Annotated in this window: 27 protein-coding genes; 11 read left to right on the top strand and 16 right to left on the bottom strand. The window is 46.5% G+C overall.

Translation table 11 applies throughout. From position 1 onward, the window contains the following. Window positions 1-37: 37 nt before the first annotated feature. The 5 genes from D2V93_RS12640 to mraZ are packed head-to-tail and all read right to left on the bottom strand — an operon-like array spanning window position 38 to window position 5,180. Window positions 38-1,501, bottom strand: coding sequence for a UDP-N-acetylmuramoyl-L-alanyl-D-glutamate--2,6-diaminopimelate ligase (locus tag D2V93_RS12640; RefSeq protein WP_119617905.1), 1,464 nt, complete (start codon window positions 1,499-1,501; stop codon window positions 38-40). Continuing rightward, entirely contained in the window at window positions 1,498-3,507 is a 2,010-nt protein-coding gene (locus D2V93_RS12635) for a penicillin-binding protein (protein WP_119617904.1), read from the bottom strand. The genes D2V93_RS12640 and D2V93_RS12635 overlap by 4 nt, the downstream gene beginning before the upstream one ends. Then, window positions 3,507-3,824 carry an FtsL-like putative cell division protein gene (locus D2V93_RS12630; RefSeq protein WP_072878527.1) on the bottom strand — a complete coding sequence of 106 codons (318 nt, stop codon included), beginning with the start codon at window positions 3,822-3,824 and terminating at the stop codon, window positions 3,507-3,509. The genes D2V93_RS12635 and D2V93_RS12630 overlap by 1 nt, the downstream gene beginning before the upstream one ends. Window positions 3,825-3,829: 5 nt before the next feature. Beyond that, on the bottom strand, window positions 3,830-4,732 hold the full coding sequence (rsmH, locus tag D2V93_RS12625) for a 16S rRNA (cytosine(1402)-N(4))-methyltransferase RsmH (RefSeq protein ID WP_119617903.1): 903 nt from the start codon (window positions 4,730-4,732) through the stop codon (window positions 3,830-3,832). Then, window positions 4,725-5,180 (bottom strand): division/cell wall cluster transcriptional repressor MraZ, encoded by a 456-nt coding sequence (gene mraZ / locus D2V93_RS12620; RefSeq protein WP_072878523.1) that lies wholly within the window; start codon window positions 5,178-5,180, stop codon window positions 4,725-4,727. The genes rsmH and mraZ overlap by 8 nt, the downstream gene beginning before the upstream one ends. Before the next feature lie 266 nt (window positions 5,181-5,446). Here mraZ and D2V93_RS12615 point away from each other — a divergent pair, with 266 nt between their 5' ends. From D2V93_RS12615 to D2V93_RS12595, 5 genes are all read left to right on the top strand, one after another. Beyond that, entirely contained in the window at window positions 5,447-6,211 is a 765-nt protein-coding gene (locus D2V93_RS12615) for an alpha/beta fold hydrolase (RefSeq protein WP_119617902.1), read from the top strand. A 107-nt stretch (window positions 6,212-6,318) separates the two neighbouring features. Then, window positions 6,319-6,930, top strand: coding sequence for a ribosome biogenesis GTP-binding protein YihA/YsxC (gene yihA / locus D2V93_RS12610; RefSeq protein ID WP_072878516.1), 612 nt, complete (start codon window positions 6,319-6,321; stop codon window positions 6,928-6,930). 62 nt (window positions 6,931-6,992) lie between these two features. Continuing rightward, window positions 6,993-7,859, top strand: coding sequence for an AraC family transcriptional regulator (locus tag D2V93_RS12605; RefSeq protein WP_119617901.1), 867 nt, complete (start codon window positions 6,993-6,995; stop codon window positions 7,857-7,859). An 89-nt stretch (window positions 7,860-7,948) separates the two neighbouring features. Continuing rightward, complete coding sequence (locus D2V93_RS12600) at window positions 7,949-8,677, top strand: pirin family protein (RefSeq protein ID WP_119617900.1); 729 nt, start codon at window positions 7,949-7,951, stop codon at window positions 8,675-8,677. A gap of 249 nt (window positions 8,678-8,926) precedes the next feature. Beyond that, window positions 8,927-9,487 (top strand): hypothetical protein, encoded by a 561-nt coding sequence (locus D2V93_RS12595; protein ID WP_147377324.1) that lies wholly within the window; start codon window positions 8,927-8,929, stop codon window positions 9,485-9,487. Window positions 9,488-9,503: 16 nt separating this feature from the next. Here D2V93_RS12595 and gldC read toward each other — a convergent pair whose 3' ends face one another. Next, the gene (gldC, locus tag D2V93_RS12590; RefSeq protein ID WP_072878508.1) at window positions 9,504-9,839 is read right to left on the bottom strand and encodes a gliding motility protein GldC; all 336 of its coding nucleotides are present in this window, start codon (window positions 9,837-9,839) and stop codon (window positions 9,504-9,506) included. After that, entirely contained in the window at window positions 9,840-10,829 is a 990-nt protein-coding gene (gldB, locus tag D2V93_RS12585) for a gliding motility lipoprotein GldB (protein WP_182849909.1), read from the bottom strand. A gap of 66 nt (window positions 10,830-10,895) precedes the next feature. Between gldB and nadE the strand changes: the two genes are divergently transcribed. Together nadE and D2V93_RS12575 are read left to right on the top strand one after the other, a co-directional pair. Continuing rightward, window positions 10,896-11,684, top strand: coding sequence for an NAD(+) synthase (gene nadE / locus D2V93_RS12580; protein WP_072878506.1), 789 nt, complete (start codon window positions 10,896-10,898; stop codon window positions 11,682-11,684). 160 nt (window positions 11,685-11,844) lie between these two features. Beyond that, entirely contained in the window at window positions 11,845-12,474 is a 630-nt protein-coding gene (locus tag D2V93_RS12575; protein ID WP_072878504.1) for a response regulator, read from the top strand. A gap of 67 nt (window positions 12,475-12,541) precedes the next feature. On the opposite strand, the gene dnaG is transcribed toward D2V93_RS12575, so the two are convergent. Further along, the gene (dnaG, locus tag D2V93_RS12570) at window positions 12,542-14,515 is read right to left on the bottom strand and encodes a DNA primase (protein ID WP_119618009.1); all 1,974 of its coding nucleotides are present in this window, start codon (window positions 14,513-14,515) and stop codon (window positions 12,542-12,544) included. Between the two features lie 218 nt (window positions 14,516-14,733). On the opposite strand from dnaG, the gene D2V93_RS12565 reads away from it, so the two are divergent. Together D2V93_RS12565 and D2V93_RS12560 are read left to right on the top strand one after the other, a co-directional pair. Continuing rightward, on the top strand, window positions 14,734-16,494 hold the full coding sequence (locus D2V93_RS12565; protein WP_245978030.1) for a Xaa-Pro dipeptidyl-peptidase: 1,761 nt from the start codon (window positions 14,734-14,736) through the stop codon (window positions 16,492-16,494). A gap of 58 nt (window positions 16,495-16,552) precedes the next feature. Continuing rightward, on the top strand, window positions 16,553-16,861 hold the full coding sequence (locus D2V93_RS12560) for a phosphoribosylpyrophosphate synthetase (RefSeq protein WP_119617896.1): 309 nt from the start codon (window positions 16,553-16,555) through the stop codon (window positions 16,859-16,861). A gap of 2 nt (window positions 16,862-16,863) precedes the next feature. On the opposite strand, the gene D2V93_RS12555 is transcribed toward D2V93_RS12560, so the two are convergent. Continuing rightward, window positions 16,864-17,532, bottom strand: a complete 669-nt coding sequence (locus D2V93_RS12555; protein ID WP_245978015.1) for a 2OG-Fe(II) oxygenase — start codon at window positions 17,530-17,532, stop codon at window positions 16,864-16,866. 82 nt (window positions 17,533-17,614) lie between these two features. Here D2V93_RS12555 and D2V93_RS12550 point away from each other — a divergent pair, with 82 nt between their 5' ends. Further along, the gene (locus tag D2V93_RS12550; protein ID WP_119617895.1) at window positions 17,615-17,965 is read left to right on the top strand and encodes a 7(1) septoil knot domain-containing protein; all 351 of its coding nucleotides are present in this window, start codon (window positions 17,615-17,617) and stop codon (window positions 17,963-17,965) included. A gap of 36 nt (window positions 17,966-18,001) precedes the next feature. Further along, window positions 18,002-18,244, top strand: a complete 243-nt coding sequence (locus tag D2V93_RS12545; protein ID WP_072878497.1) for a zinc-ribbon domain-containing protein — start codon at window positions 18,002-18,004, stop codon at window positions 18,242-18,244. Window positions 18,245-18,411: 167 nt separating this feature from the next. Here D2V93_RS12545 and D2V93_RS12540 read toward each other — a convergent pair whose 3' ends face one another. The 7 genes from D2V93_RS12540 to D2V93_RS12510 form a co-directional block, all read right to left on the bottom strand. Next, a complete protein-coding gene (locus D2V93_RS12540) occupies window positions 18,412-19,482 on the bottom strand; it encodes a coiled-coil domain-containing protein (RefSeq protein ID WP_119618007.1) in 1,071 nt (356 codons plus the stop codon). A gap of 87 nt (window positions 19,483-19,569) precedes the next feature. After that, window positions 19,570-20,310 carry a hypothetical protein gene (locus D2V93_RS12535; RefSeq protein ID WP_119617894.1) on the bottom strand — a complete coding sequence of 247 codons (741 nt, stop codon included), beginning with the start codon at window positions 20,308-20,310 and terminating at the stop codon, window positions 19,570-19,572. Window positions 20,311-20,320: 10 nt separating this feature from the next. Continuing rightward, window positions 20,321-20,890, bottom strand: a complete 570-nt coding sequence (locus tag D2V93_RS12530; protein WP_119617893.1) for an RNA polymerase sigma factor — start codon at window positions 20,888-20,890, stop codon at window positions 20,321-20,323. Window positions 20,891-21,000: 110 nt separating this feature from the next. Further along, on the bottom strand, window positions 21,001-21,975 hold the full coding sequence (locus D2V93_RS12525; RefSeq protein ID WP_119618006.1) for a polyprenyl synthetase family protein: 975 nt from the start codon (window positions 21,973-21,975) through the stop codon (window positions 21,001-21,003). A 409-nt stretch (window positions 21,976-22,384) separates the two neighbouring features. Continuing rightward, window positions 22,385-23,425, bottom strand: a complete 1,041-nt coding sequence (gene rlmN, locus D2V93_RS12520) for a dual-specificity RNA methyltransferase RlmN (RefSeq protein WP_072878489.1) — start codon at window positions 23,423-23,425, stop codon at window positions 22,385-22,387. Between the two features lie 76 nt (window positions 23,426-23,501). Further along, window positions 23,502-24,551, bottom strand: coding sequence for a tRNA preQ1(34) S-adenosylmethionine ribosyltransferase-isomerase QueA (queA, locus tag D2V93_RS12515; RefSeq protein WP_072878487.1), 1,050 nt, complete (start codon window positions 24,549-24,551; stop codon window positions 23,502-23,504). 87 nt (window positions 24,552-24,638) lie between these two features. Further along, complete coding sequence (locus D2V93_RS12510) at window positions 24,639-25,868, bottom strand: 3-phosphoshikimate 1-carboxyvinyltransferase (RefSeq protein WP_119619749.1); 1,230 nt, start codon at window positions 25,866-25,868, stop codon at window positions 24,639-24,641. Between the last annotated feature and the right edge of the window lie 18 nt (window positions 25,869-25,886).

Below are 25,886 nucleotides of genomic sequence, written 5' to 3'. Positions count from 1 at the left end.
CAAATGAATGTTCCTTTTTCTTGTTTCTTTCATTCAATTACTTATTTAGGCTCGCCAGAGCTTCTTTCACTTCTTTAAAATCATCAAAATCCACCCGCACACCGTTGGTTTCCTGATAGGTTTCATGGCCTTTTCCCGCCACCAGAATGATATCATTGGCCAAGGCCAACTTGCAAGCCGCCTTTATGGCCTGCTTTCTGTTCTCAATGGACAATACTTTTTTGGTGTTCTGGGCCTCCACTCCCTTTTCCATTTCCTCAATGATGGTTGCCGGGGGCTCTGTCCTGGGGTTATCGGATGTGAATATGGCCTGGTCGCTCATTTCGGAAGCGATATGACCCATAACCGGACGCTTAGACTTATCGCGGTCACCACCACACCCCACTACGGTGATGACCTTTTCATTTCCAGTCCTCAATGCATTGATGGTGATCAATACATTTTTTAGTGCGTCCGGCGTATGGGCATAATCGACTATTGCCGTTATTTTTTCTTTTGATATATAGTATTGGAACCTGCCATCCACCGTCTCCAGTTCGCTCATTAACCTCAGGGTCTCCATTTTTTCCAGCCCCAAAAGATCCGCCACGGCATAGATGGCCAACATATTATAGGCGTTGAAATCCCCTATAAGCCTGGACCATAGTTCATTGTCATCCAATTTCAACAGCTGTCCATTGAACTGCCTTTCCAATATCTGGGCCCTGTAATCGGCATATGATTTCAGTGCATAGGTGTATTTTTTGGCCTTGGTGTTCTGCAACATCACCAAACCATTTTTGTCATCGATGTTGACCAACGCAAAAGCCGTCTTGGGCAAACTATCGAAGAGTTTTTTCTTGGTATCGCGGTATTCTGCAAAGGTTTTGTGATAATCCAAATGATCATGGGATAGATTGGTAAAGACCGCCCCTGCAAAATACAGACCTTCCGATCTTTTTTGATGGATGCCGTGCGAGCTCACCTCCATGAAACAACATTCCACTCCTTCTGCACTCATCTTTGCCAGATAATCATTAATGGCCATGACATCTGGGGTAGTGTGGCTCGCAGGATATTCCTTATCTCCTACCATCACTTTTATGGTGGAAAGAAGGCCCGCTTTGTAACCCGCTTTCTTGTAAAGGTTATAGAGCAACGTGGCTACCGTAGTCTTTCCATTGGTGCCTGTAATCCCGACCAGTTTTAGATTTTTTGACGGGTTTCCATAAAAATTGGAAGCCATAATGGCCAAGGCACTGTTGCAATCCGGCACCTTCAAATAGGTAATGCCATTGATCAACAATTCCGGTAGTTCTTCACATACCACAGCTTTGGCACCAGAGTCCACCGCTTTTTGGATGTACTTGTGCCCATCGGTGATGGTACCCCGAACAGCTACGAACACATCGTCCATCTCCACTTTTCTCGAATCGAAATGGATATGGTTCACCATGACATGGGTATCCCCGCTCACCGCACTAAGGCTCACACCATATAATATGTCCTTCAACAACTTCATGAAAGCTCCAGTACTATTTTTTTTACTTTTTTAATGTCCGTTCCTTGATCTATGGACTGCTTCTTCACTTTTCCATTTCCGTGCACCTCTACTTCGAGCCCTAAATTTTCGAGTAGGGAGACTGCATCCATTCCACTCATTCCCTTTACGTTGGGCACGATCCCAAATTTTTTCTGGGCCATGGCATAGTATTGTTCGTATGCTTTGTCCAGATCAGGATCATCATATTCCTTGGTCTCCACTTCGTCCACCAAAGGAGAGATGGCATGTATCTTTTGTGCCATGGACTTAAAGACAGGCCCTGACACATCAGCTCCATAATACCCCTCGCTCTTATCCGGTTCATGGATGATCACGATGCAGGAATACTTGGGGTTGTCCGCTGGAAAATACCCAACAAAAGATGAGATATAGGCCAGCTTGTCCGGATCTTTTTCCACGTAATTCTTCTGGGCCGTCCCTGTTTTGCCTGCCATGGAAAAGTTCTTGGAGTACAGCCCGTGCCCAGTGCCGTATTTTTTCTCCACCACATCCTTCATAAGCTGCCTTACCTTGTCCACGGTTTCCTTGGAGCAGATGGACGGGTTCAGCACTTCCTTATCAAATCGTTTCACCACTTTGCTGCCTTCCCTTACCTCTTTGATCAGTCTGGGCTTTACCAACTCCCCATCGTTGGCAATGGCGTTGTAAAAGGCCAAGGTCTGCATAGGAGTCAACGACACTTCGTAGCCGTGGGACATCCATCCGAGGGATATCCCCGACCAACCCTTGTCTCCTGGATATCGGATTACGGGATCTCCTTCACCAATGATGGGCAGGTCCAATTTTTTGTGCAGCCCCATGTTCATCAAACGGTTCACGAACTTGGCTGGCTGATCCTTATAATTTTCATTGATGATCTTGGCAAAAGCGGTGTTCGAGGAAACCGCAAAGGCCCTCGCTGTGGAAATCTTCCCATATCCGCCCCACTTGGAATCCTTTACCACGCCATCGTATATCCTGTACCTTCCTTTTTCCGTGTCGATGACCGTGCTGGTATCCACCACTTTATCTTCCAAAGCGGCCACCAGGGACATCAATTTAAAAGTGGAGCCCGGCTCGTGCGATTCTCCTATGGCATAGTTCAGTTTTTCGTAGTATTTCCCATCAGAGGTGCGACCCAGATTGGAAATGGCTTTCACCTCCCCGGTCTTGGTCTCCATAACCACCACGCAACCGTGGTCTGCCTTATATTTTTCCAACTGTGCCAAAAGTTCATGATGGGCAATGTCCTGTATGTTCACATCAATGGTGGACACCACGTCCAATCCATCCTGCGGCTCCACAATATTGTCCAAACCCACGGGTTTCCATTGGCCCTTGGCTATTTTTTGTTTCAAACGCTTTCCTTCCCTGCCCCTCAGATAAGTCTCCCCGAAGGCACCATCCAAACCTACACGGGTGTAGTACCCGTTTTCATCCACTTTTTCATAACCAATGCTCCTGGCCGCCATATTGCCCAAAGGGTATTCCCTCACCACACGATGGGTTTCGATGAATCCACCTTTATATGGACCTAGGTTAAAAAGAGGGAACTGTTTGATGCGGACATAACTCAGATAGTCCACGTTACGGGCCACCAGTTCGTACCTGCTCCCATTGGCCCTGGCCTTTCTGAACAGTTGCCTGTAATAGGAAGAAGGTCTATTGAAAAGGATTCCCAACGAATCGGACAGAGCAGCGACATGATTTTGAAAATTCGTTTCGGACACTGTCTGGGCATCGAACCTAATTTCATATTTGGGCACGGATGCGGCCAATAAGCTACCATCCTCGGAATACAGATTGCCCCTATTGGGTTCTATGGTAAACATTTTTTCGGTCTTGCTCAGGGCAAGTTCCTTGTACTTTTCACCTTCCACCATCTGGATATCCACCAGCTTCACCACCACGGCAATGGCCATGACCAGAAGTCCACCTGCGACCAGGTAGAGCCTATTCATGATATTTTTTTCGGTGATTGCCACTATTCCGCTGATTTTACCACTATTTTCTTCGGTGGGTTTTCCGAAGGAACAAGTCCCTTGTCCGCCACTTCTTTTCGCAAAGTGGACTCCAACTTGAGTTGCTGTACATTGGACCTTCCTTGAAAAAACTCGCTTTTCAATTTTCTCACCTCCTCGTTCAAGTCGGCTATTTCCATTACTTTTTTATCGGCATTATGACTACTGGAGATCATCAATGCGGCCAAGAAAGAGGCATACAACAAAAACATCCAGTTCTTGGGAGCATCCCCGCTCACCAAAAACTTTCCTTTTAATATGTCCAGCAATCCTTTTCTCATTTTTTCTATATGCGTTCCGCAATGCGGAGTTTTGCACTTCTTGCCCTATTGTTCCGGGCCACTTCTTCTGCGGATGGCACAATGAGCCCTCCCACTTTTTTCAAGGGAACATCGATGTTCCCATAAAAATCTTTTTCAGGTTCGCCCTCAAACCGTCCGTCGCGTATGAAACGCTTCACCAAACGATCTTCCAGGGAGTGGTAACTGATCATGCTCAATCGACCACCTTTTTCCAGAACTTCCGGCACTTGGAGCAAAAACTCCTTCAGCACCTCTATCTCTTGGTTGACCTCTATCCGAATGGCCTGATAGATCTGGGCCAAAATTTTGTTCTCCTTCATCTTGGGCAAAAACTTGCCCAAGGTCTGTTTCAATTCTTCCGTGGTTTTGATCGGATTGACTCCCCTTGCCTCCACAATGGCCTTGGCCATGGCGTTTGCATTTCGCAGTTCCCCATATTGGAACAGTACCGAGGCCAGATCTTCTTGGGGGTAGGAGTTGATCACCTCATAGGCCGACAGGGCATTGCCCTTGTTCATACGCATGTCCAGATCCGCATTGAACCGAGTGGAGAAACCACGGGTCGCTTCATCGAACTGATGGGAGGAAACCCCGAAATCCGCCAAGATTCCATCGACTTTCCGAATACCATAGAACTTTAGATATTGCTTGAGGTAGCGAAAATTCTGGTTGATCAATTGGAACCTGTCATCATGCAGCGCATTTTGCAGGGCATCCTCATCTTGATCAAATGCGAACAGCTTTCCGCCCTCGCCCAATCGTTTCAATATTTCACTGGAGTGCCCTCCACCACCAAAGGTGACATCCACATACACCCCATCTTTCTTTATGTCCAATCCGTCCACCGACTCTTGCAACAGTACCGGATTGTGATATGCATTACTCATCGTCATCAAAGATCTCTTCGGCCAAATCCGCATAATCCTTCTCCCCTTCGGCCAAGACTTTTTCATACTTGTCCTTGTCCCAGATCTCAATTTTGTCAAAGACCGCATTGAGCACCACTTCCTTGTCGATCCCCGCAAAATCCACCAGGTTCTTGGGTATCTGCAACCTACCGGAATCCCCGTCGATGGCGACTTCCTTCATCCCGGCCACAAAGTTTCTCACAAAGGCGTCGTATTTCCTGTTGATCTTGCTCTTTTTCATCACCTTTTGCATCAGCGCATCGAACTCCTGTTTGGGATACAGTTCCAGACACTGCTGAAAGACCGACCTCTTGATAATGAACCCTTCTTTCAGGACAGGCAATAGCTGATTCTTCAAAGAAATGGGCAACAATACCCTTCCTTTTGAATCCGCTTTGCAATCATGCTGTCCTATGATATGGGTCACTAGAAATCAATTGGTTACTTAATACAACTCAAATATATAGATTTTATTTCCACATTTCTCCACTTAGTACCACTTTTGTTAATAAATTCACCACTTTTAACCCAAAAACAAATTTTTGAACCTAGAAAATGTTCCCTTTGAACAGGCCCGTCCACTTCCCTGATCTTGGGGAAACCGAAAAAACTTGTTCCCGATGTACCAAAAACCTGAATTCTTTGTAACATGAAATGCCTATATTTGCGCCTCTTACTACCAACTGACTATTAATGGAAGAGCATTTAATTGAGGATGGCAAATACAGATATATAGAAAAGGGCGAGGGAACCCCCATGATCATCCTTCATGGACTTATGGGCGGACTGAGCAATTTTCAGGGCGTATCTGACTATTTTCCCTCCAAGGGCTACAAGGTCTTGATTCCCGAGCTCCCCATTTACGACATGCCCATACTGAAGACTACGGTAAAGAACTTCGCCAAGTTTTTGGAGGGCTTCATTGAGGCCAAAGGATTGAAGGAAGTTATCCTTTTGGGCAATTCCCTTGGTGGGCACATTGGTCTCCTCCACACCAAAATGTTCCCAGATATGGTAAAAGCACTCGTCATTACCGGTAGCTCCGGACTCTATGAAAGCGCCATGGGGGACGGATATCCCAAGCGCGGTGATTATGAGTTCATCAAGAAAAAGGCCCAAGATGTCTTTTACGATCCCGAAGTTGCAACCAAGGAAATCGTGGACGAGGTGTTTGCCACAGTGAACGATAGGATGAAGTTGGTAAAGACCCTTGCCATTGCCAAAAGTGCCATTCGCCACAACATGTCCAAGGACCTGCCACACATGAATACCCCCACGTGCATCATTTGGGGCGAGAACGATACGGTGACCCCTCCCAACGTGGCCAAGGAGTTCCACGAACTTTTGCCCGATTCCGACCTGTACTGGATCGAGAAATGCGGCCATGCCCCCATGATGGAGCACCCCGAGGACTTTAACCGTATCCTTGAAGCTTGGTTGAAAAAGCGTGATTTTTAATTGTTAAGACCTAACAAACAGGAGCCAAGGGACAAGACCGAAATCAGCAAATAGGTTCCTTGTCCGTAATTCTTGTATCTTGTTTGCCATATTTTATTCCGATACGCATGAAGATTTCTTCCGCCGAATTTATAATGAGCAACTCCAATGTGGCCAAATGCCCCAATGAACCATTACCGGAGTATGCCTTCATTGGGCGATCCAATGTGGGAAAATCGTCCCTCATCAATATGCTCGTGGACAGAAAGGGATTGGCCAAGACCTCTGGCAGACCGGGCAAAACCCAACTCATCAACCATTTTAAGATCAACAACAACTGGTTTTTGGTGGATTTGCCAGGTTATGGCTATGCAAGGGTTTCCAAAAAGGACAAAAACACCTTTCAGAAATACATCACGGAATATTTTCAAAAACGGAAGCAATTAGTCTGCGGCTTTGTCTTAGTGGATATCCGTCACGACCCACAACCCATTGACCTTGAGTTCATGGAATGGTTGGGCACCAATCAGATTCCGTTTGCCATCATCTTTACCAAAGCGGACAAGCTCAAGCCCGGCACCATTGAAAAACAAGCTGAGGCCTATCTACAGAAATTAAGGGAAGGTGCATGGGAGGAAGCTCCCCCACATTTTACCACCTCGTCCAGTAACCGGATGGGCAAGGATGAACTTTTGGAGTTCATAGATGGCATCAACCAACAATTTTTCTCCAAACAATGATGCCTGCATAAATCCAAAGGATTTATTTTTTTAATGCGTATTTTCCATACAATTTTGGGACCATGGATGTAGTGAAGACTTACCATAATGTGAACAAGGCTGATGGTTCGCTCAGTTTTGGCATTTCCAAGATGGAGGATATCCACAAAAAGAGGAACGGCCTGCCCGATGAACCCCACCGACATGATTATTATACCATTCTTGTGGTCAAAAAGGGAAAGGGTGTCCATTTGGTCGATTTCAAGACGCATCCCGTTACCGGAAACCAGGTTTTTTTCATCAGTCCCGGGCAGGTCCATCAACTCAAGGAAGAAACGAGCTCCTTTGGCTATTCCATTGTTTTCTCCGCACAGTTCTTGGCCATGAACCACATTTTGGTGGACTTCATCGACGACATCAACCTGTTCAATGATTTTGGTAACACCCCGCCCCTGATGGTCAGTGAACCGGAAATGGACCGAATCCTTTCCTACGCTTCGGAAATGGAATTTTATTACCAGTCCCACGACACCTATAAGTTTGAGGCCATCGGTGCACTGCTCAAATTGCTTTTAATCGCTTGTCACAACCTGTGTTCTTTGAACCAACTGGATTCCCAAACCATGGAGGTCGGCGCTGTCCTGGTCCGCAACTTCAAACAACTAGTGAACGAAAAGTTCAAGAATTGGCACCATGCCTCAGCCTATGCCGATGCGCTGCACATCACCCCCGACCACTTGAACCGAGTAGTGAAATCCCTCACCGGGAAGACCTCCAAGGAACACATCCAAAGCAGGATTACCATAGCCGCCAAACGATTGCTGTATTTTTCGGCCCTGTCCCAGAAAGAAATCGCCTTTGAACTTGGTTTTTCGGAGCCGGCCAACTTCAGCGCATTCTTCAAATCGTGTACGGGCGTTTCACCGAGCAAGTTCAAAGAATTGGCCTGATATCGGATTTTCATAAGTCCCTCCCGTGTTTTCATATCCCCAAAACCTCTTGCTTGCCCGACCTTTGTAGGGAACAAAAAATAAGACATATGAAGACCGTATTGCACAAAGCAGATACCAGAGGGCATGCCGACCATGGCTGGCTCAACAGTTACCATACATTCAGTTTCGCAGCCTATCAAAATCCAGAACGGATGCATTTTGGGGTACTCCGTGTACTAAATGATGACCAAGTGGCACCGGGGAAGGGATTTGGTTCCCACCCCCATGACAATATGGAGATCATTTCCATTCCTTTGGAAGGGGATTTGGAGCACAAGGACAGCATGGGCAATGTGACCACCATAAAAGAAGGGGACGTGCAGGTGATGAGTGCCGGCACGGGCATCTTTCACAGTGAATACAATAAGAATGATGACAAGCAGGTGAAGTTCCTACAAATCTGGGTGTTCCCCAACAAACGAAATGTGGAGCCCCGTTATGACCAGATTTCCATAAGGGACATTGAGAAAAAGAATGCTTTTTACCAAGTACTCTCCCCAAACCCCGATGATGAAGGTGTGTGGGTACACCAAGATGCCTGGTTCCATTTGGGCAAGTTTGAAGCTGGCGCCATGGACATCTATACTATCAAGAAAGAAGGAAATGGGGTCTATGTCTTTGTACTGGAAGGAACAGTGGACATCAATGGACAGCAACTTGAAAAACGGGATGGTTTTGGACTTTGGGAAACGGACTCCTTCGACCTGAAGTCCCATACGGACAGTAGGGTGCTGCTCATGGAAGTACCGATGGGCCTTGGCAGCATTGGACGTTGATTTTTCAAGTGAAACCATAAAACAAAAGCCCCGGTCGGGGCTTTTTTGTTGGCCAAAACCTTCATCCATCAATTGAAAACGGGCATTGGTCAATTCAACAGTCTGGCTTTGTCCCCATTTCCTTTTCTTTGGATATCAGAAACATGAGTGATGAGCCGGTCTGCCCGAAATATACTTTACCACTTTGCCGTCTTCGTTTCCATAATGGCAAACACCCAATGCTCGTCCATCCATCCCAAAATGAGCAAGATGAATCCAACTGCCAAAGAAATCATCCATCTTGGAAAGAAACACATTGTACAAATGGCCAAGACCCTCATCATGGAGAATAGTGGCGAAAAAGTACCTGATAGTTATGACGCCCGAGTGTTCGCCAATGACAGTTCGGTGATAGTCCTATTTGACCTGCCCATCCATTTTGCGGCCAAGAACACGGCCTTTTATTATGGTGCCACCGTTGATGCGATCTCGAAAACCTTTGGCTATACCCCCATCATAAACACGGAGGCCCAAATAGATGCTTTCAAGCACTTCCCTTTTTACGAACCGTCCAAACAGGACATGAAAACCATTGAATTTGTATTGGGCGGGACCACTTCGTTCAGAAAACATAGGGAATTGCTGAATGCAAGGAATGAAGGTATCACCATTATTGAAACCGATACCTTTTATACGGTTCAGGTCCTATCGCAATCGCTAAGCAGCCAATACAACGTGGATAAACGGACGGGAATTGCTTCGGAACATCGGCACCGACACATCAAAACCGAATCACTTTCTGAACGGGGTTATGTGGAGATCATAAAATGACCTACTTATTCTGGAATTATTTTTTCAACTCCAGTTTTTCGGCAAAATAATCGCAGAAATCCCTCATGGTGGCCGTCATTTTATCGTCCTGTGTGGCCTTCATGAAGGTATCGGTCATGGTCACCAGGGTCTGATGGAAGAAAATCTTCATCTCGTCCACCGGCATATCCTTGGTCCAAAGGTCTATTTTAAGGGATTCCTTGTTCTTGCTGTCCCAAACGGACAACATCATGGCCTTTGCATCTTCCTCTTGCACACCACCGTCCTGAGCAGACCATTTCAATTCTTCAGGGACCCTGTTCTCATCAAGTCCCACTGTCAATTTTATTTCAGAAGTATGTACTACCGCCATCTACTTTCTTGGTTTATAGTTTGATTCTTTTAAGATTTCATCCGCCGGCATATCCAAAAGCTGTCGGAGGCCCACCTCATTTTTTCCCATAAAGGCCCTAACAATTTGCCAACCTACAAATCTGCCCAACCTTCCCGGTGATTCATTGTCCAGTTCCAGTCCAAATTTGGAAAACGGTGCGGGATCCAAAAACTTTCGGTCCAGTTGGGAGTCCGTACTGTAGAGCAGGTCCCGCTCCACAAAATACTTCCACATTTCTTCCTCGTTCGCTATGGCCCAGTCCATTTCTTCTTGGGTATAGCCTATTTTTTGGGCATCCGTGATATTGGGAATCAACCTGTCCTTTATATAAAGTTCCTTGCCGTAATGCACCATCCTCGAGAGAAAGGTCCGGTTTCTAGGATAGGTCAGCACTCTTTTGGAAAAAGCACTGGCCACATCGGAAACCAGAAATTGCTTATCCAATCCTGTCGATATATATCGCTGTATGCCGCCATAAAAACGATGGTCCGGGCCCAAATAATTGTCCAACCCTATCAACAGAAGGGTATCCGTCAATATGATGCGGTCCTCATACCGCACATCCGAAGTGAGCGTGACCACCTTGGGCACTTCAAACTCCGGGAAATAATATTTGATGTGCTGAAAAAGGGACTCCAACTCCCCGGCTTCCTCCTCAAAATCCCCGAAGGTCTTTTCCACCTCTTCGGAAAGTTCAATCTGAAGGGTATCGGACAATTTTGCCTTCCAAATGCTGTCGGGAAATTGCTCCGGAAAGAGATAGGGATATTTTTTCTTCAACTGGGGAATACCCTCCGGGGTCGCCTGTGCAAACTCACGGTCAAAACGGGAAATATGAAGTTCAATAGGAACCTTGGCAATCTCCTGCTCCATCTTGTCTGTTTGTTTACAGGAGAAAAGGGAAAGAAAAATCCATAAAACCGAACACAAAGGTGCCTGTTTTACAAAGTATTTGAACAACCTCTTCATTTTTATGGGCGTAGGGTTTAAATTTACAGGGAACAAAGGTAATTTATTGAAAACAAAAAGTAAGATATGCAAACAGAAAAGGTAATAGCCCATATTGTGGATTGGTTGAAAGCTTACGCGACCAATGCCAAATGCAAAGGTTTTGTAATCGGGGTGTCGGGAGGAATCGATTCCGCTGTCACTTCAACACTTTGCGCCAAGACCGGGCTGGACCTCTTGTGTTTGGAGATGCCGATACACCAAGGTCAGAGCCAGGTCACACGTGCCGATCGACATATCGATTGGCTGATGGAAAATTTTCAGAACGTGTCCAGGCAGCCTGTGGACCTCACACCCGTGTTCGATAGTCTTGTCGCCGCTTTTCCAAAAGTGCAGAACGAAGAGGAGCGCTTGATGTCCCTTGCCAATACCAGGGCCCGATTGCGGATGACCACGCTCTACTATTTTGCCGCCCTGAAGGGATATTTGGTAGCAGGAACTGGCAATAAAGTGGAGGATTTCGGAGTCGGTTTCTATACCAAATACGGAGATGGCGGCGTGGACCTTAGCCCTATAGCAGACTTGGTAAAGACCGAAGTGTATGAACTCGGAAGGGTATTGGGCGTCAACCAGGATATTATGGAAGCTGCACCCACCGATGGCCTTTGGGGAGACAGTAGAACCGATGAAGACCAGATAGGGGCATCGTACCCAGAATTGGAATGGGCGATGAAAATGGATGAGGCCGGAAAGACAATTAAAGATTTCTCTGACAGGGAAAAGGAAGTATTCTCTATATATAAAAAGTACAATACTGCAAACAAACATAAGATGGTTCCTATCCCCATTTGTGAGGTTCCAGAGCAGTTGAAATGACCTTTTGACCCAAAAATCCCAGTTTAAAACGAAAAAAACCATAGAAAAACTACGGTTTTAAGAAAAAAAATACAAATTTGCATCGTCAAATTGTTATCTTGCCAGCTATACCGTGCAGGTAATCAGACACTAGCTAAACAATAAATTAAACTCAAACCGAATGATAAAGGTATTGATTGCTGACAACCATCCTGTAGTAAGGCTTGGTATTAAACAGGTGCTTGAATCTAGCTCAGATATTGAAATCATTGCAGACGTCTCCACTACATCAGAACTTTTTGAAACATTGGGAAAAATGACTCCGGACGTGGTCATTTTGGAAATGGATATCCCAGAAATCAACGGAATTGCCACTCTGAGAAAAATGAAGTTGGAATTCCCGAACATCAAAACTTTAATGTATAGCGGTCAATCGGAAGATGTGTATGCACTGAGCACCATCCGAGCGGGAGCTTATGGCTATCTATCCAAAACCGCCGACCTGGATTACATTATTTCTGCAGTAAGAAAAGTGAGTGACGGCAATATGTTCATTACCAATGAACTGGCCCAACGCCTTGCCTTTGACGAAGGCACCCAAAAACCACGAAGGTTCTTCAGAAAACTGTCCTCAAGGGAAGTTGAGGTACTAAAACTTCTGGCCAGTGGAAAAAGAAACAAGGAAGTCGCGGAAGGACTCAACTTGAACGAAAAAACAGTGAGTACCTACAAGGCCCGTTTGATGAAAAAATTGAATGTGGACAATTTGGTGGACCTGTTACAACAGGCGAAAGCCTTGGAATTGTATTGAAAATACCCAACCAAACCAACTAAAGTAAGTCCCGGACAGTTTCTACTTTCCGGGATTTTTTATGCCATCACGAAAGCACCCGGTTCAGTTTTGCATTCAATAACTTGTTCAATTGCAAGTAATTGACTATCTCTTCTAAAATTTCCGTATGGTCCCCATTGCTCTCTTGCGTCTTTTCCTGTAGTTTCTGGATACGGTTCTTGATCAGATTGCACCTTAGGGTAAGAATGGTCTCTCCGACCAACTGGGCCACACCCAACTTTTTCTGCTTGGGGTAGATTTCACGGCGTTCCCAATCGTGCAGGACATATTGCTCTTCTTCCATTAAGATAGAAGATACCTCTGGCACCACATCCTGATCTAGTTCGGCCAAAAAAGTGTTCAACGAAAATTCCTCATTCTCATTGAGGTTTTCTATCAATTTGTAATAAATGGTCTTAAACTGTCCGTTGGTGAGCTCAATCTCATCCTCCTGAAGGTCTAAAAATACCTTTTCATACACCTTAGCCTCAACGATTTCCGGTTCCAGGACCAATTCTCCTGACTCATTTTCCTTGAGTACCAGGTCTTCAAACTCCTGTTTTTGGTTTCCATACAGCAACAGCACTTCAATGATCTTCCGCTCCAGTTCATATTGCACATCCACCTTCTCCACCACAGCGTCGTTTTTAACGACATTAAAGACTTTCTGCTCCTCCTTGATCTTCTTGGAGGCATCTACCATGCCTTTTTTATCGATCTGCGCCAAAGTGTTGTACAGCACTTCCTCCGAAATCTGCATGATCTTGGCACATTCCTGAATATAGATCTCCTTTTGTATCCGATCAGGTATCTTGCTGATGCTGTTCACGATATCCCTTACCGTATCCGCTCGCTTGATGGGATCATTGGCTGCCTCCTTGGCCAGCAAAGACGTCTTGAACTGGATAAAATCTTTGGCATTCTCCTCCAAATAGAGCACCAGGTCCTCGTACGTATTGTTCTTGGCAAAACTATCGGGGTCTTCGCCTTCGGGGAAGGTACACACCTTCACGTTCATTCCCTGCTCCAAAATCAGGTCGATACCACGGAGCGAGGCACGCAATCCGGCCGCATCCCCATCAAAAAGCACCGTAATGTTCTTGGTGAGCCTGTTGATCAACCGTATCTGTTCCGAGGTCAGGGCCGTACCACTGGAAGAGACCACGTTCTCGACACCCTTCTGGTACATCTGAATGACATCGGTATAGCCTTCCACCAAATAGCAGTTGTCTTCCTTGGCAATGGCCTGTTTGGCAAAATAGATCCCATAGAGCACTTTGCTCTTGTGGTAGATATCGCTTTCGGGCGAATTGAGGTATTTGGCCGCCTTTTTATCGTTGCCCAAAATCCTTCCGCCGAAGCCCAACACCCGTCCGCTCATGGAATGGATGGGAAACATGACCCTTCCCTTGAAACGGTCAAACCGTTTGATCTCCCCGCCTGTTTGTTCCTTGACAATCGTGAGCCCGGTCTTTTCCAAAAACTCCAATTGGTACCCTTGGTCCAGAGCGGTTTGTGTGTAGGCCTCCCACTCGTCCAAGCTATATCCGAGCCCAAATTTTTTGATAGTCCCATCAGTAAAACCACGCTCTTTGAAATAGGTAAGACCAATAGCCTTTCCGGAGCCCGACTCCCAGAGAGTCTGCGCAAAATATTTTTGTGCATGTTCGGAGACAAGGTACATGCTTTCCCGCTCGTTCGCCTGTTCCTTTTCCTCGCTGGTCTGCTCGGTCTCCTCTATTTCAATATTGTACTTTTTGGCCAGGTATTTGATCGCTTCGGGGTAAGTAAAATGCTCGTGCTCCATCAAAAAGGCCACCACATTACCCCCTTTTCCACTGCTGAAATCCTTCCAGATCTGCTTGACGGGGGACACCATGAAACTTGGGGTGCGTTCGTCCGTAAAAGGGCTGAGTCCCTTAAAATTGGAGCCCGATTTCTTCAGCTGCACAAAATCCCCGATCACCTCCTCCAATCGGGCGGTCTCATATACTTGGTCTATGGTGGCTTTTGAAATCAAGGACGATGTTTTATAGCTGTTAAAGGTAAATAAAAACAAAGATTTGGTGAATCTGGTACCAACATTCCCCTCCAAGATTTCTTATCTTAGAAGTCCATTACTCTTTATCCGTTTGGGATATTAAAAAATACAGGGGAAATATGACACATAAAAGATTACAGAAGTTAGCCGTTTTGACCATTTGTTCATTAGGAATAGCCTTCAATGCACATTCCCAAATGGCCGAGAAAGCCGCACCGATCTTTGAAAATGGGGAAGCCCAAGTGGTCGATGCTTTTTCCGACCCCAGCAAATGGATACGCCACGATCTTTGGGTGGAAACCGAGTTTGATTCCGATGGGGATGGAAAATTGGATCGGATGCATGTGGATGTGACCCGTCCAGAGCAGACCGAGACCGAAGGCCTGAAACTTCCCGTCGTCTATGAATCCAGCCCCTACTATGCCGGCACTGCCGGGTTGGGCGATGGCATTTTCTGGGATGTAAGGCACGAACTTGGTGAAGCCGGAAAACCCCGAAAACACCCAGAAGTGACCCGGATAGGCGAACGGCCCATCATATCCAACTCCCAAATAAATACATGGGTCCCACGGGGATATGTCGTGGTCCATTCCTCTTCACCTGGCACTGGACTTTCCGATGGGGCACCGACCGTTGGTGGCGACAATGAGTCCTTGGCACCCAAAGCCGTTATCGACTGGCTTTGTGGCAGGGCAAAAGGATATACTGAGCGAAACGGCAACACCGAAGTAAAGGCCTATTGGTCCACGGGCAAGGTGGGCATGACCGGCACTTCGTACAATGGCACCCTGCCCTTGGCCGCTGCCACAACGGGCGTGGAAGGACTGGAGGCCATCATCCCCATCGCCCCCAACACCTCCTACTACCATTACTACCGTTCCAATGGACTCGTACGCTCGCCCGGCGGGTATTTGGGAGAGGACATTGACGTACTCTACGATTTTATCCACAGTGGTGATGAATCCAAAAGAGCCAGGAACAACAAAGTAGTCCGCGACACGGAGATGAAGAACGGGCAGGACCGTATCACTGGGGATTACAACGATTTTTGGGCCGGACGGGACTACCTCAACGATATGGGCCCCATGAAGGCTGCCCTATTGATGTCGCATGGGTTCAACGACTGGAACGTGATGCCCGAACACAGCTACCGCATTTATGACAAGGCTAGGGAGAAAGGATTGCCGGTTCAGATCTATTACCATCAAAATGGACACGGTGGCCCACCTCCCATTTCCATGATGAACCGCTGGTTCACCAAATACCTACACGGCATTGACAATGGGGTGGAAAACGACCCGAAAGCCTGGATTGTTCGGGAAGATGACAAAGTGGAAAACCCGACATCCTATGAGGACTACCCCAATCCGAAAGCTACCGAGACCACCTTGTTTTTGACCAAAGGGGCACCGGAAAAAGGACAGCTCTCCACCTCCAAACCACAAAAACAGGGAACGGAGACGTTGGTGGACAATTATTCCTTTTCGGGGTCCAGCTTGGCACAGGCCGAGATAACCAACCATAGGTTGATCTATGTAACCCCCCCCCTTTCCGAGGATGTGCACATTTCGGGCATCCCAAAAATCAAGATAAGACTGGCCAGTAGCAAGCCGGCTGCCAATCTCTCCGTTTGGTTGGTTTCCCTGCCTTGGACCGAGCGGCGCAACACCAAGATCACGGACAACATTATTACCCGGGGATGGGCGGATCCCCAGAATCACAAATCCCTTACCGAAAGTGGGCCATTGGTGCCGAACAAATTCTATGAAATGGAATTTGGGTTGATGCCGGATGACCAGATCATCCCCAAAGGACAACAGATCGGATTGATGATTTTCTCCAGTGACAAGGAATTCACCCTATGGCCCGAGCCGGGCACGGAACTGACCGTGGACTTGGACGGAACGCAGCTCGTTCTTCCTGTAGTGGGAGGAAAAATCCCCGTCACAAATCCTTAAATGGAAGAAAAATCGAATTTTTTATCCAATGAAGTAGAAACAAAATAATAGAAGACCCATGGACAGACATAATTTTGACACGCTTTCCGAAGCCATAAACACCTTGACCCAAGAAGGGTATGAGGAAGATTTTGAAGCTGGGGACAACTGCATCAAAGCACTATATTCCAAAAAGGAATATCAGCCCGACGCACTAAAAATTGTCAACAGCTACCGATTTGAGGGAATGACCAACCCTGAAGACCAAGCCACCGTGTTCACCATTGAGGCCTCTGACGGCACCAAGGGCACTCTAGTGATGTCCTACAGTGCGGAACACAACCAAAATGAAGAGCTTATCAAAAAAATTCCGATGGCAAGAAGCTAGGCTCATCCAAAAAACTGGCCCAAGGCAGAAGGCTGGTAGAGCAGCCATCCCGTTAGGCTGAACCTACTTTTGTGCGCTTGGAGCACCGCATGTGGCACTTCCGCACTTTTGAACATCACGCACCGAGCGGCCAAAGGGTCTACCAAAAAACTGGAACCGTCCTTTTCAAAGATTTCCAGTTCCCCACCGTCCCCGCTTTGCCAACCCTCATTAAGATAAATCACCACAGAGATCATCCGGTTGTTCCTGCGCTCAAACTGGTCCAAATGTTTATCGTAATGCCCACCCGAAGGGTAATGCGCCAAATGGAACTCATATCCAGAAAGACTGAGGTAGCAATATCGGTTGAACATCTGCATGGTTTCATCCACCAATCCCCAATAAGTCTTCAGGTGACTGTCCCTTTCCCGATCCAGCCAATAGGTGAAATCGCCCCTGATCTTGCTGTTAACCTGCTTTTCGGTATCGGCACCTATCCCCGCCTCATTGAACTTGGGCAGCATGTCCAGAAAAAAAGACCTGATCTCGGCATAGAGTTCATCCCGAAGAAAATGGTCAATGATCACGTAATCCTTACTGGAGAGGTCATCCATCCAAGACAACCAATCCTCCAAACTGTGGTAGGTTTCCAATGGTTCAAAATGTGTGCGAATGTAGAGAATATTCAACAATGAACCGCTGTTTTTCTTATTTTGGACATGCTCAACCTATACCAATATATCATGGCACCAATTTTGTCCCAATCATTTCATTATGAAAAACATACTCCCTATTCTTATCCTGACCCTCCTTTCTCCTGCCCTTTCGGCGCAACGTGTCTTTGAAGTGGATGCCGACTATAAGGCCGATTATTTGATTTTTGAGGTAGATAGCGAATACAAAGCCGACCTCCTTGTCCATAAAGTGGACCGGGAATACAAGGCGAAATACAATAAGGGCCTATGGTTTTTTACGGACAGTGATTACAAGGCAGATTTTGAGGTGTTCTTTGTAGATCGAGAATACAAGGCAGATCTTACGGTGTTCTTTGTGGACCGGGATCATAAAGCGGGATGGAGGAACGATGCCAAAAGACTGGCACTCGAATTCCCGATCCTGGAATGATCCCAAGGCTGTATCTTTGCATACAAATCGAAACATATGATTCTTTTCTTCGGAACCAGGCCTGGAAAAAAAGAGACCAAAACCTTGAAAAATGTCAACTGTCCGCACTGCCACCAAAAGGATACATTGACAGCAGTTTCCCAGCCCAATCATGCCCATTTGTTCTGGATACCCATTTTTACCCTCAATACTATCCGCCATGCGGAATGTTCTCACTGCAAACGGGTCTATTACAAGGAAGAGTTTACGCCTGAGATGGAACGGGCCCTATCGTCCTAACAAAAAAAGGTCTAAAAAGTGTCATTTTGAGCTGTCACCCTGAGCGCAGTCGAAGGGACAGTCGAAGAATCTCGTTCAACCAATTATCGAAGAGTTGAACTTTAATAAGATTCTTCATTTCATTCAGAATGACACTTTTTAGACCTTTACATTCAACATTGTTTCGGTCATATATCGAACCGAAGGCCCAAGGAAATATTGTTCTGTTTGATATCTGCATCCTGAAAAATGGGGTTCAGGTCGTACTTGACGTATAGCAACACCCCATCAAATCCCATATAGCCGCTTACTCCATAGATCAGGTCGCTGGTATTGTAGTCCCTCTTGAGCTTGTCCTTGACATCCTCCCCATCCCTACTATACTTGAGTTTTTGACGGGTTCCCAAATTGAAACCTCCATATCCTCCCAGACCTACCCTGAACTGATCTCGAATGGAATATCGGATGGTGCGTTCCGTTTTTCGAAACCGGGAAGGGCCAAATTCAAAATGTACCGGGAAGACCAAGTTGTCCATTCGCAGTTTGGATTTGTCCAAGTCGTATTCGAACTCCTCCAAAACAGTCTGATCGCCATTTTTGACAAAAATCTGGTTGTCCTTTGGTTTCAGACCGTTGAACTGGAATGAAAACCCATAGTTGAGCCGCAGCCAGTTCGAATTTTCAAAAACACGGGTGCGCCACTGCCAACCCATTTCAAAAAATCGGCTCCCACCGATTTTGTACGGGGAATCGTCCAATGATTGCCCCTCAATCAGGGCATTATTGAGACCTATGGCCATGACAAAGTCAGAGTAGGTCCGTCTGTCGTATTTGATGTCCTTTTTCCATCTGTTCGAATTGAACCAGATTGCAGGTTTTCCATCGATCATGATGCCGATGTGGGTCCGGTCGTTATCCAAGGTATCCAGTTCGGACAAGGTAAGCACCTGCCCTTCGTTGCGCTCCAAAAGGGAGATCCTGTTGTCCACAATGGCAACCCTTTCTTCAATGTTCATGGCCCTACGTTTGGCCACTTCCTCTTTTAGCACCTTTGCTTCGGCTTCGGAAATATCTCCCCGTTCCAAACGCCTATTGATGTCCTTCACCTCTACTTTGAGAGCTTCTTTTTCCTGTTCCACGATACGCTCCCTTTCGATTTTCAGGGCCTTGATTTCCTTTTCATAGTCTTCCTGCCCCAAGATTTGGTGGGAAACCAAGAGAAATACCAGTGTTGCCAAATAAAATGTAATTGTTTTCATGATTGTTTCTGGATTATAGCCTTCCTTGTCCCTGCCCAAACAGCTTGGGCAGGAATAGAAAGGTATTTTGATTGATGAATAAAAATTTTAATTGTTTCGGTCGGCCACGGCAGTACGCAGTTTGAAATATCCCTCCTTGAGCGCATCGAATATTTGGTCCCTGAACGACTCGTCCAGTTCCTCCTCTACTTCGGCGAGCAAGGTCATGGCATCCACAGACCCGTTTTTAGGGAACAATTTGTCGGCCATGATCTGTTTCTGGGCCTCCCTGAGCAATGAATCCACCTCAGCATCCGAGACCCCCCTGTTCAAACCTTCCATATGCTGTACCTGGGCCACCACTTCTTCCACTTTCTGCGTGATCAATGCATCCGACTCTTTGATCAGCTTGTCCCGTTCCAACTGTTTTGTTTCCTCTTGGGCCAATACCGGTTGCGAAATCGGGAGCTCGTCGGTAAAACCCTTTGGGTTTTCTTCGGGCATCGGTTCCAGACCGTTGTTGACCACCTTGGTCTCCTCTTGTACCGGAAGGGTTTTGGTAAGCTCCTGTCGAGGGGATTGGGTTTCGTTTTTCTTTTCCATATCGATTTGATCCACTTTTTCTTCCACGACTTGGATTTCCGGGATGGTTTTCCCTTTGTTCACAAACAATAGGGACAGCAGCAAAATGCCCACAAAACTTGCGGCCATGGCATACACTTGCCATTTTTTGCCTTTCTTCTTGGGTGCGGCATCCAATTGCGACGCAATTTTGTCCCAGGCCCCGGGTGAAGGAGTTATGGTACGCTCCTCCAGCTTTTCCTTGATATGCTTTTCCAATTTATCCATATCCTATGCTTTACTTGCCCAACCTTGTTTTGGGCGACATTCCTTTTAAAGTCAAATTTTCCTGAAGCATCTTTCTCGCCTTGAACAGCTGCGATTTGGAGGTCCCTTCCGAGATTTCCAGCATTTCGGCTATCTCTTGGTGGCCATACCCCTCTATGGCATGGAGCAGGAAAACAGTTTTGTACCCTTCTGGGAGTGAATCGATAAGCTGCTGCACGTATTCCACATCCAACAATCCATCACCACTGACCGTTTCTTTGGGCTGGGCATCAAACACTTCATCGTCATAGACCACAAACTGCTTTTTCCGCAGATGGGAAATGCTCTCCCTCACCATAATGGCTCTGATCCACCCCTCAAAACTTCCCTTGTGCGCAAATGTGTCCAGGTTTTTGAACACCTTGATGAAACCATTGATCATGACGTCCTCCGCAAAATGCTGGTCCTTGATGTACTGTCTGCACACGCCCAACATTTTTGGCGCATACTTCCCATACAGTACCTTTTGGGCCTGCTGGTCACCTTTCACAGCCTTTTTTATCAATTGGCCTTCATTGTTATATAGCGAAATGATCTTCAAAAGTTTGGTTTCAAAAAGCGGTTCTATTTAGATAGACGGATAATGTACAATAGGAGTTGCCTGAAAAAATAAATTTTTTCATTAAAAACTGAAAATCAATTATTTATATTTTATTTTTTTCGATCAACCACATAGTTGACCATCAGTGTGAGGGCACTTTTGTATTCGGAATCGGGGTAATTGTCCAAGATGGCAAGGGCCTCGTCCTTAAATTCCAACATTTTGGACACGGCATATTCCAACCCGCCCATTTCCTTCACATAGGCGATGACCTCCTTTACCCTTTTCTTGTTCTTGTTGTGGTTTTTGATGGAATTGATCAGCCATTTTTTTCTTTCCTTGTCGCTTTGGTTCAAAACATAGATCAAGGGAAGGGTCATCTTCTGCTCTTTGATGTCGATGCCCGTGGGCTTTCCGATCTGTTCGGCACCATAGTCAAAAAGGTCATCCTTTATCTGGAAGGCCATGCCACAGAGTTCCCCAAACTTTCTAAAGGTCTCCACCTCTTCGGAATCGGGCCGGACGGAACAGGCGCCCATGCTGCAACAGGCCGCAATGAGGGTCGCTGTTTTTTGGCGGATAATATCATAATATACCTCTTCGGTAATGTCGAGGAGACGAGCCTTCTCAATCTGCAACAACTCACCTTCGCTCATATCCCGAACGGCATTGGAAATGATATGGAGCAAATCGTAGTCCTTGCTTTCCAAGGAGACCAATAGGCCTTTCGAAAAAAGAAAATCACCCACCAAAACGGCAATTTTATTCTTCCAAAGGGCATTGATGGAAAAAAATCCCCTTCGTTTGTTGCTGTCGTCCACCACATCGTCATGGACCAGGCTGGCCGTGTGGATCAATTCGATGATTGAAGCCCCGGTATAGGTCCTTTCGTTCACCTTGCCATTCAATAATTTAGCGGTAAGGAAAACGAACATGGGCCGCATCTGTTTGCCCTTTCTGTTGACAATATAGTAGGTGATCCTATTGAACAATGCCACTTTGGACGACATGGATTTAAGGAATTTTTCCTCAAAAAGTTCCATTTCATCCTCTATGGGCTCCCTGATCTGAGATACTATTTTCAACAACAGTTTGGTGCGTTTGATTTTGAAGCCTTAAAAGTAGGGAAAATGAAAGAGTTGGTATAAAGATGCGCAAAGATTTAAGCTCGAGGGGCGAAAGTATCGATGATTTGAGGGGTTTCAGGGTTGAGGGTTGAGGGTTGAGGGTTGAGGGTTAAGGGTTAAGGGTTAAGGGTTAAGGGTTAAGGGTTAAGGGTTAAGGGTTAAGGGTTAAGGGTTAAGGGTTAAGGAAGAAACAAAATTTCTGTTTACTTGGTTATTGGAATTTGGGATTTTAAAATTGGTATTTGCCGACTTTCTGCGTTTCGACTGCCCCATCGACTTACTTCGACTACGCTCAGTAACCAATGCCCAGGGTGACAGCTCACGTGACAATTCCTGACTCCTGACTCCTGACTCCTGACTCCTAAAACTAACTTTTATTGGCCAGCTGCCCACATGCGGCATCGATATCCTTTCCTCTGGACCTACGAACGGTAACCGTAATGCCATTGCTCTCCAGAATGCTTCGGTACATTTCGACCGCATCCATGGAGGCTTGTTGGAACTCGCCATCGTCTATGGGGTTATACTCGATCAAATTGACCTTGGACGGAGCGAACTTGCAGAATTTGACCAGGGCATCCACCGCTTCCCTGGTATCGTTTATGCCTTTCCAGACCACATATTCGTAGGTAATCCTGTTTTTGGTCTTGCTGTACCAATATTCCAATGCCTCCCGAAGATCTTTCAAGGGGAAGGTGGCATTGAAGGGCATGATGGAGGTCCGCACCTCATCAATAGCGGAATGTAGGGAGACCGCCAAACGAAACTTGACTTCTTCATCGGCCATTTTCTTGATCATTTTGGGCACCCCGGAAGTGGATACCGTGATCCGTCTTGGGGACATGCCCAATCCTTCGGGCGAGGTAATCATTTCAATGGCCTTAAGCACGTTGTTATAATTCATCAGGGGTTCGCCCATGCCCATGAACACAATATTGCTCAGAGGACGGTCAAAATAGAGCCTGCTTTCGTTGTCTATGGCCACTACCTGATCGTAGATCTCATCCGGGTTCAGGTTTCGCATCCGTTTCATGCGGGCAGTGGCACAGAACCGGCAATCCAGACTACAACCCACCTGACTGGAAACGCAGGCGGTGGTCCGGGTCTCGGTCGGGATCAAAACGGATTCCACCACAAGTCCATCGTGCAAGCGCACCGCATTTTTGATGGTTCCATCGGAACTGCGCTGCATTTGGTCCACCCGTATGTGGTTGATCACGAAGTTCTCTTCCAACATTTGTCGGGTTTCCTTGGAAACATTGGTCATGGCATCAAAGGTATGGGCCGATTTCTGCCAAAGCCATTCATAGACTTGGTTGCCCCGAAAGGCCTTGTCCCCATGCTCCACAAAGAACTGCCGAAGCTGTTCCTTGGTCAATGCCCGTATGTCCTTCTTTTTGGTTTCCACAGGATAAAGATAATCAAGAAAAAATCCCGTTGGTCGCGGAACCGAACGGGATTCTAGGTTTGTTCATTTTATGCATTTATAGAATCAACATCGCATCCCCATAGGAGTAAAAGCGATATCCTTCCAAAATGGCCTGTTTGTAGGCTTTTTTGATAAGGTCATGACCCGCAAATGCGGATACCATCATCAACAAAGTTGATTTGGGCAAATGGAAATTGGTGACCATACAATTGGCGATGCTGAAATCGTATGGAGGGAAGATGAACTTGTTGGTCCACCCTTCGTAGGTATTTAGGGTATGCTCTGAAGATACGGCACTTTCAAGACCCCTCATCACAGTGGTACCCACGGCACAGACCCTTTTTTTCTTGACTTTGGCCCTGTTCACAATTTCTGTTGCCTTTTCATCGATGACCAGCTCCTCACTGTCCATTTTATGCTTGGAAAGGTCCTCTACCTCCACAGGGTTAAAGGTTCCCAAGCCCACATGTAAGGTCACTTCTGCAAAATCGATGCCCTTGATTTCCAAGCGCTTCAACAAATGTTTTGAAAAATGCAATCCCGCAGTCGGGGCCGCCACAGCTCCTTCATGTTTTGCATAAATGGTCTGGTAACGCTCCTCATCTTCGGGCTCTACATTCCTTTTGATGTATTTGGGAAGTGGTGTTTCTCCCAATTCCCGTAGCTTTCTCCTAAAATCAGTATAGGAACCGTCATAAAGGAAACGAAGGGTCCTCCCTCTGGATGTGGTGTTGTCGATTACTTCAGCCACCAAACTTTCATCATCCCCAAAATAGAGCTTGTTCCCTATCCTTATCTTCCTGGCCGGGTCCACCAAAACGTCCCAAAGGCGTTGTTCCTGGTTCAGTTCCCGAAGCAAGAACACTTCTATGCGAGCCCCAGTTTTTTCCTTGTTCCCAAACAGTCTCGCAGGGAATACCTTGGTGTTGTTCAGGACCATCACATCACCTTCATCAAAATATTCGATAAGGTCCTTGAACATTCTATGTTCGATTTTTCCAGAATCCCTATGAATCACCATCAGTTTGGATTCATCCCTGTTTTCAGCGGGGTATTCGGCCAATAGTTCCTTGGGCAATTCAAAATTGAAGTTGGATAATTTCATCTAGACTTTTTTTGGATTTTTTTAAAGAGGGGCAAATATACGACCTCGTGATAGCGGATGTCAAGTAATTTGATGATTAAATGTCTGTTACATTTCGGACACGTCAAATCCGAGGGTATTGAGATCCTTCCAAAAGTCAGGATAGGATTTGGAGACCACTCCCGCATCATTGACAATCAAATCGGTCTTTAGCGCAAGTGGACCGAAGGCCATAGCCATCCGGTGGTCATTGTAGGTATCCACATCCACCCCCGATTTGATGGCAGCTATGGGTTGCAGGGTAAGGCTCTCGCTATCAATGGTCACCTTTGCACCAAATTTGGACATTTCGGTTTGCAGTGCTGCCAAACGATCAGTTTCCTTGATTGGAAGGGTGTGAAGTCCTGTGAGATGACAGCCCATACCCAATCCCAAACAGGTCACTGCAATGGTCTGGGCAATGTCCGGAGCGTTGGAAAGGTCGTAAAAGACGTTTTCCTGTCTGCTCTCTTCGGTTTTTTCCAGGGTAATCTGATTGTCCGAAAAAGTGGTGACAACGCCAAAGTCCGTGTAGATCTTGCTCAACACACTATCGCCTTGCAGTGAATCTTGTTTGTATGATGACAGCTTGATCTTGGTCCCCACCTCACAAAGAGCGGCAATACTATAAAAGTAACTGGCAGAGCTCCAATCCGATTCCACCACCAATTTGATGGCATCTACCTTTTTTTGGGGCTCCACACGGATTTTGTTTCCCTCAAAGGTGGTCTGTACCCCAATCTGGGCCAATAGACCCAAGGTCATTTTGATATAGGGCACCGAAGTTATTTTGCCCACGAGCTCCAGTTCCAGTCCGTTCTCCAAACTTGGGGCGATCAGCAAAAGTGCCGAAATATATTGGCTGCTGATGTTTGCCGGAAGGGACACTTGGGACTTGGTCAGTTTTTTCCCCGAAATCTTCAATGGCGGATACCCATCTTGCTTGACGTATTGGATGTCTGCACCAAGGGATCTTAGGGCCTCCACCAACACCTGAATGGGTCGTTCTTGCATCCGTTGAGATCCTGTGAGCACCACTTCCTTGTTGGGTTGTGAGGCAAAATAGGCCGTCAGGAACCGCATTGCGGTCCCGGCATGGTGGATGTCCACCTCGCCAGAAGATATTTGGAGTCCCTTTTGCATGACCTCACCATCATCCGAAATGGACAGGTTCTCTATGCTGATATTGGGAAAAAGTGCCCGTAGCAATAAAGAGCGGTTGGTCTCACTTTTGGAGCCCGTGACCTGTATTGTTTTTTGGATGTTTTTTGTGGAGGGTGCAGAAAGCTGGAGTCTCAATGTTCTATGGTTTGATTG

It is taken from the genome of Flagellimonas taeanensis, assembly GCF_003584105.1.
Taxonomy (GTDB): Bacteria; Bacteroidota; Bacteroidia; order Flavobacteriales; family Flavobacteriaceae; genus Flagellimonas; species Flagellimonas taeanensis.
This window is presented reverse-complemented; position numbering and strand designations above follow the sequence as displayed.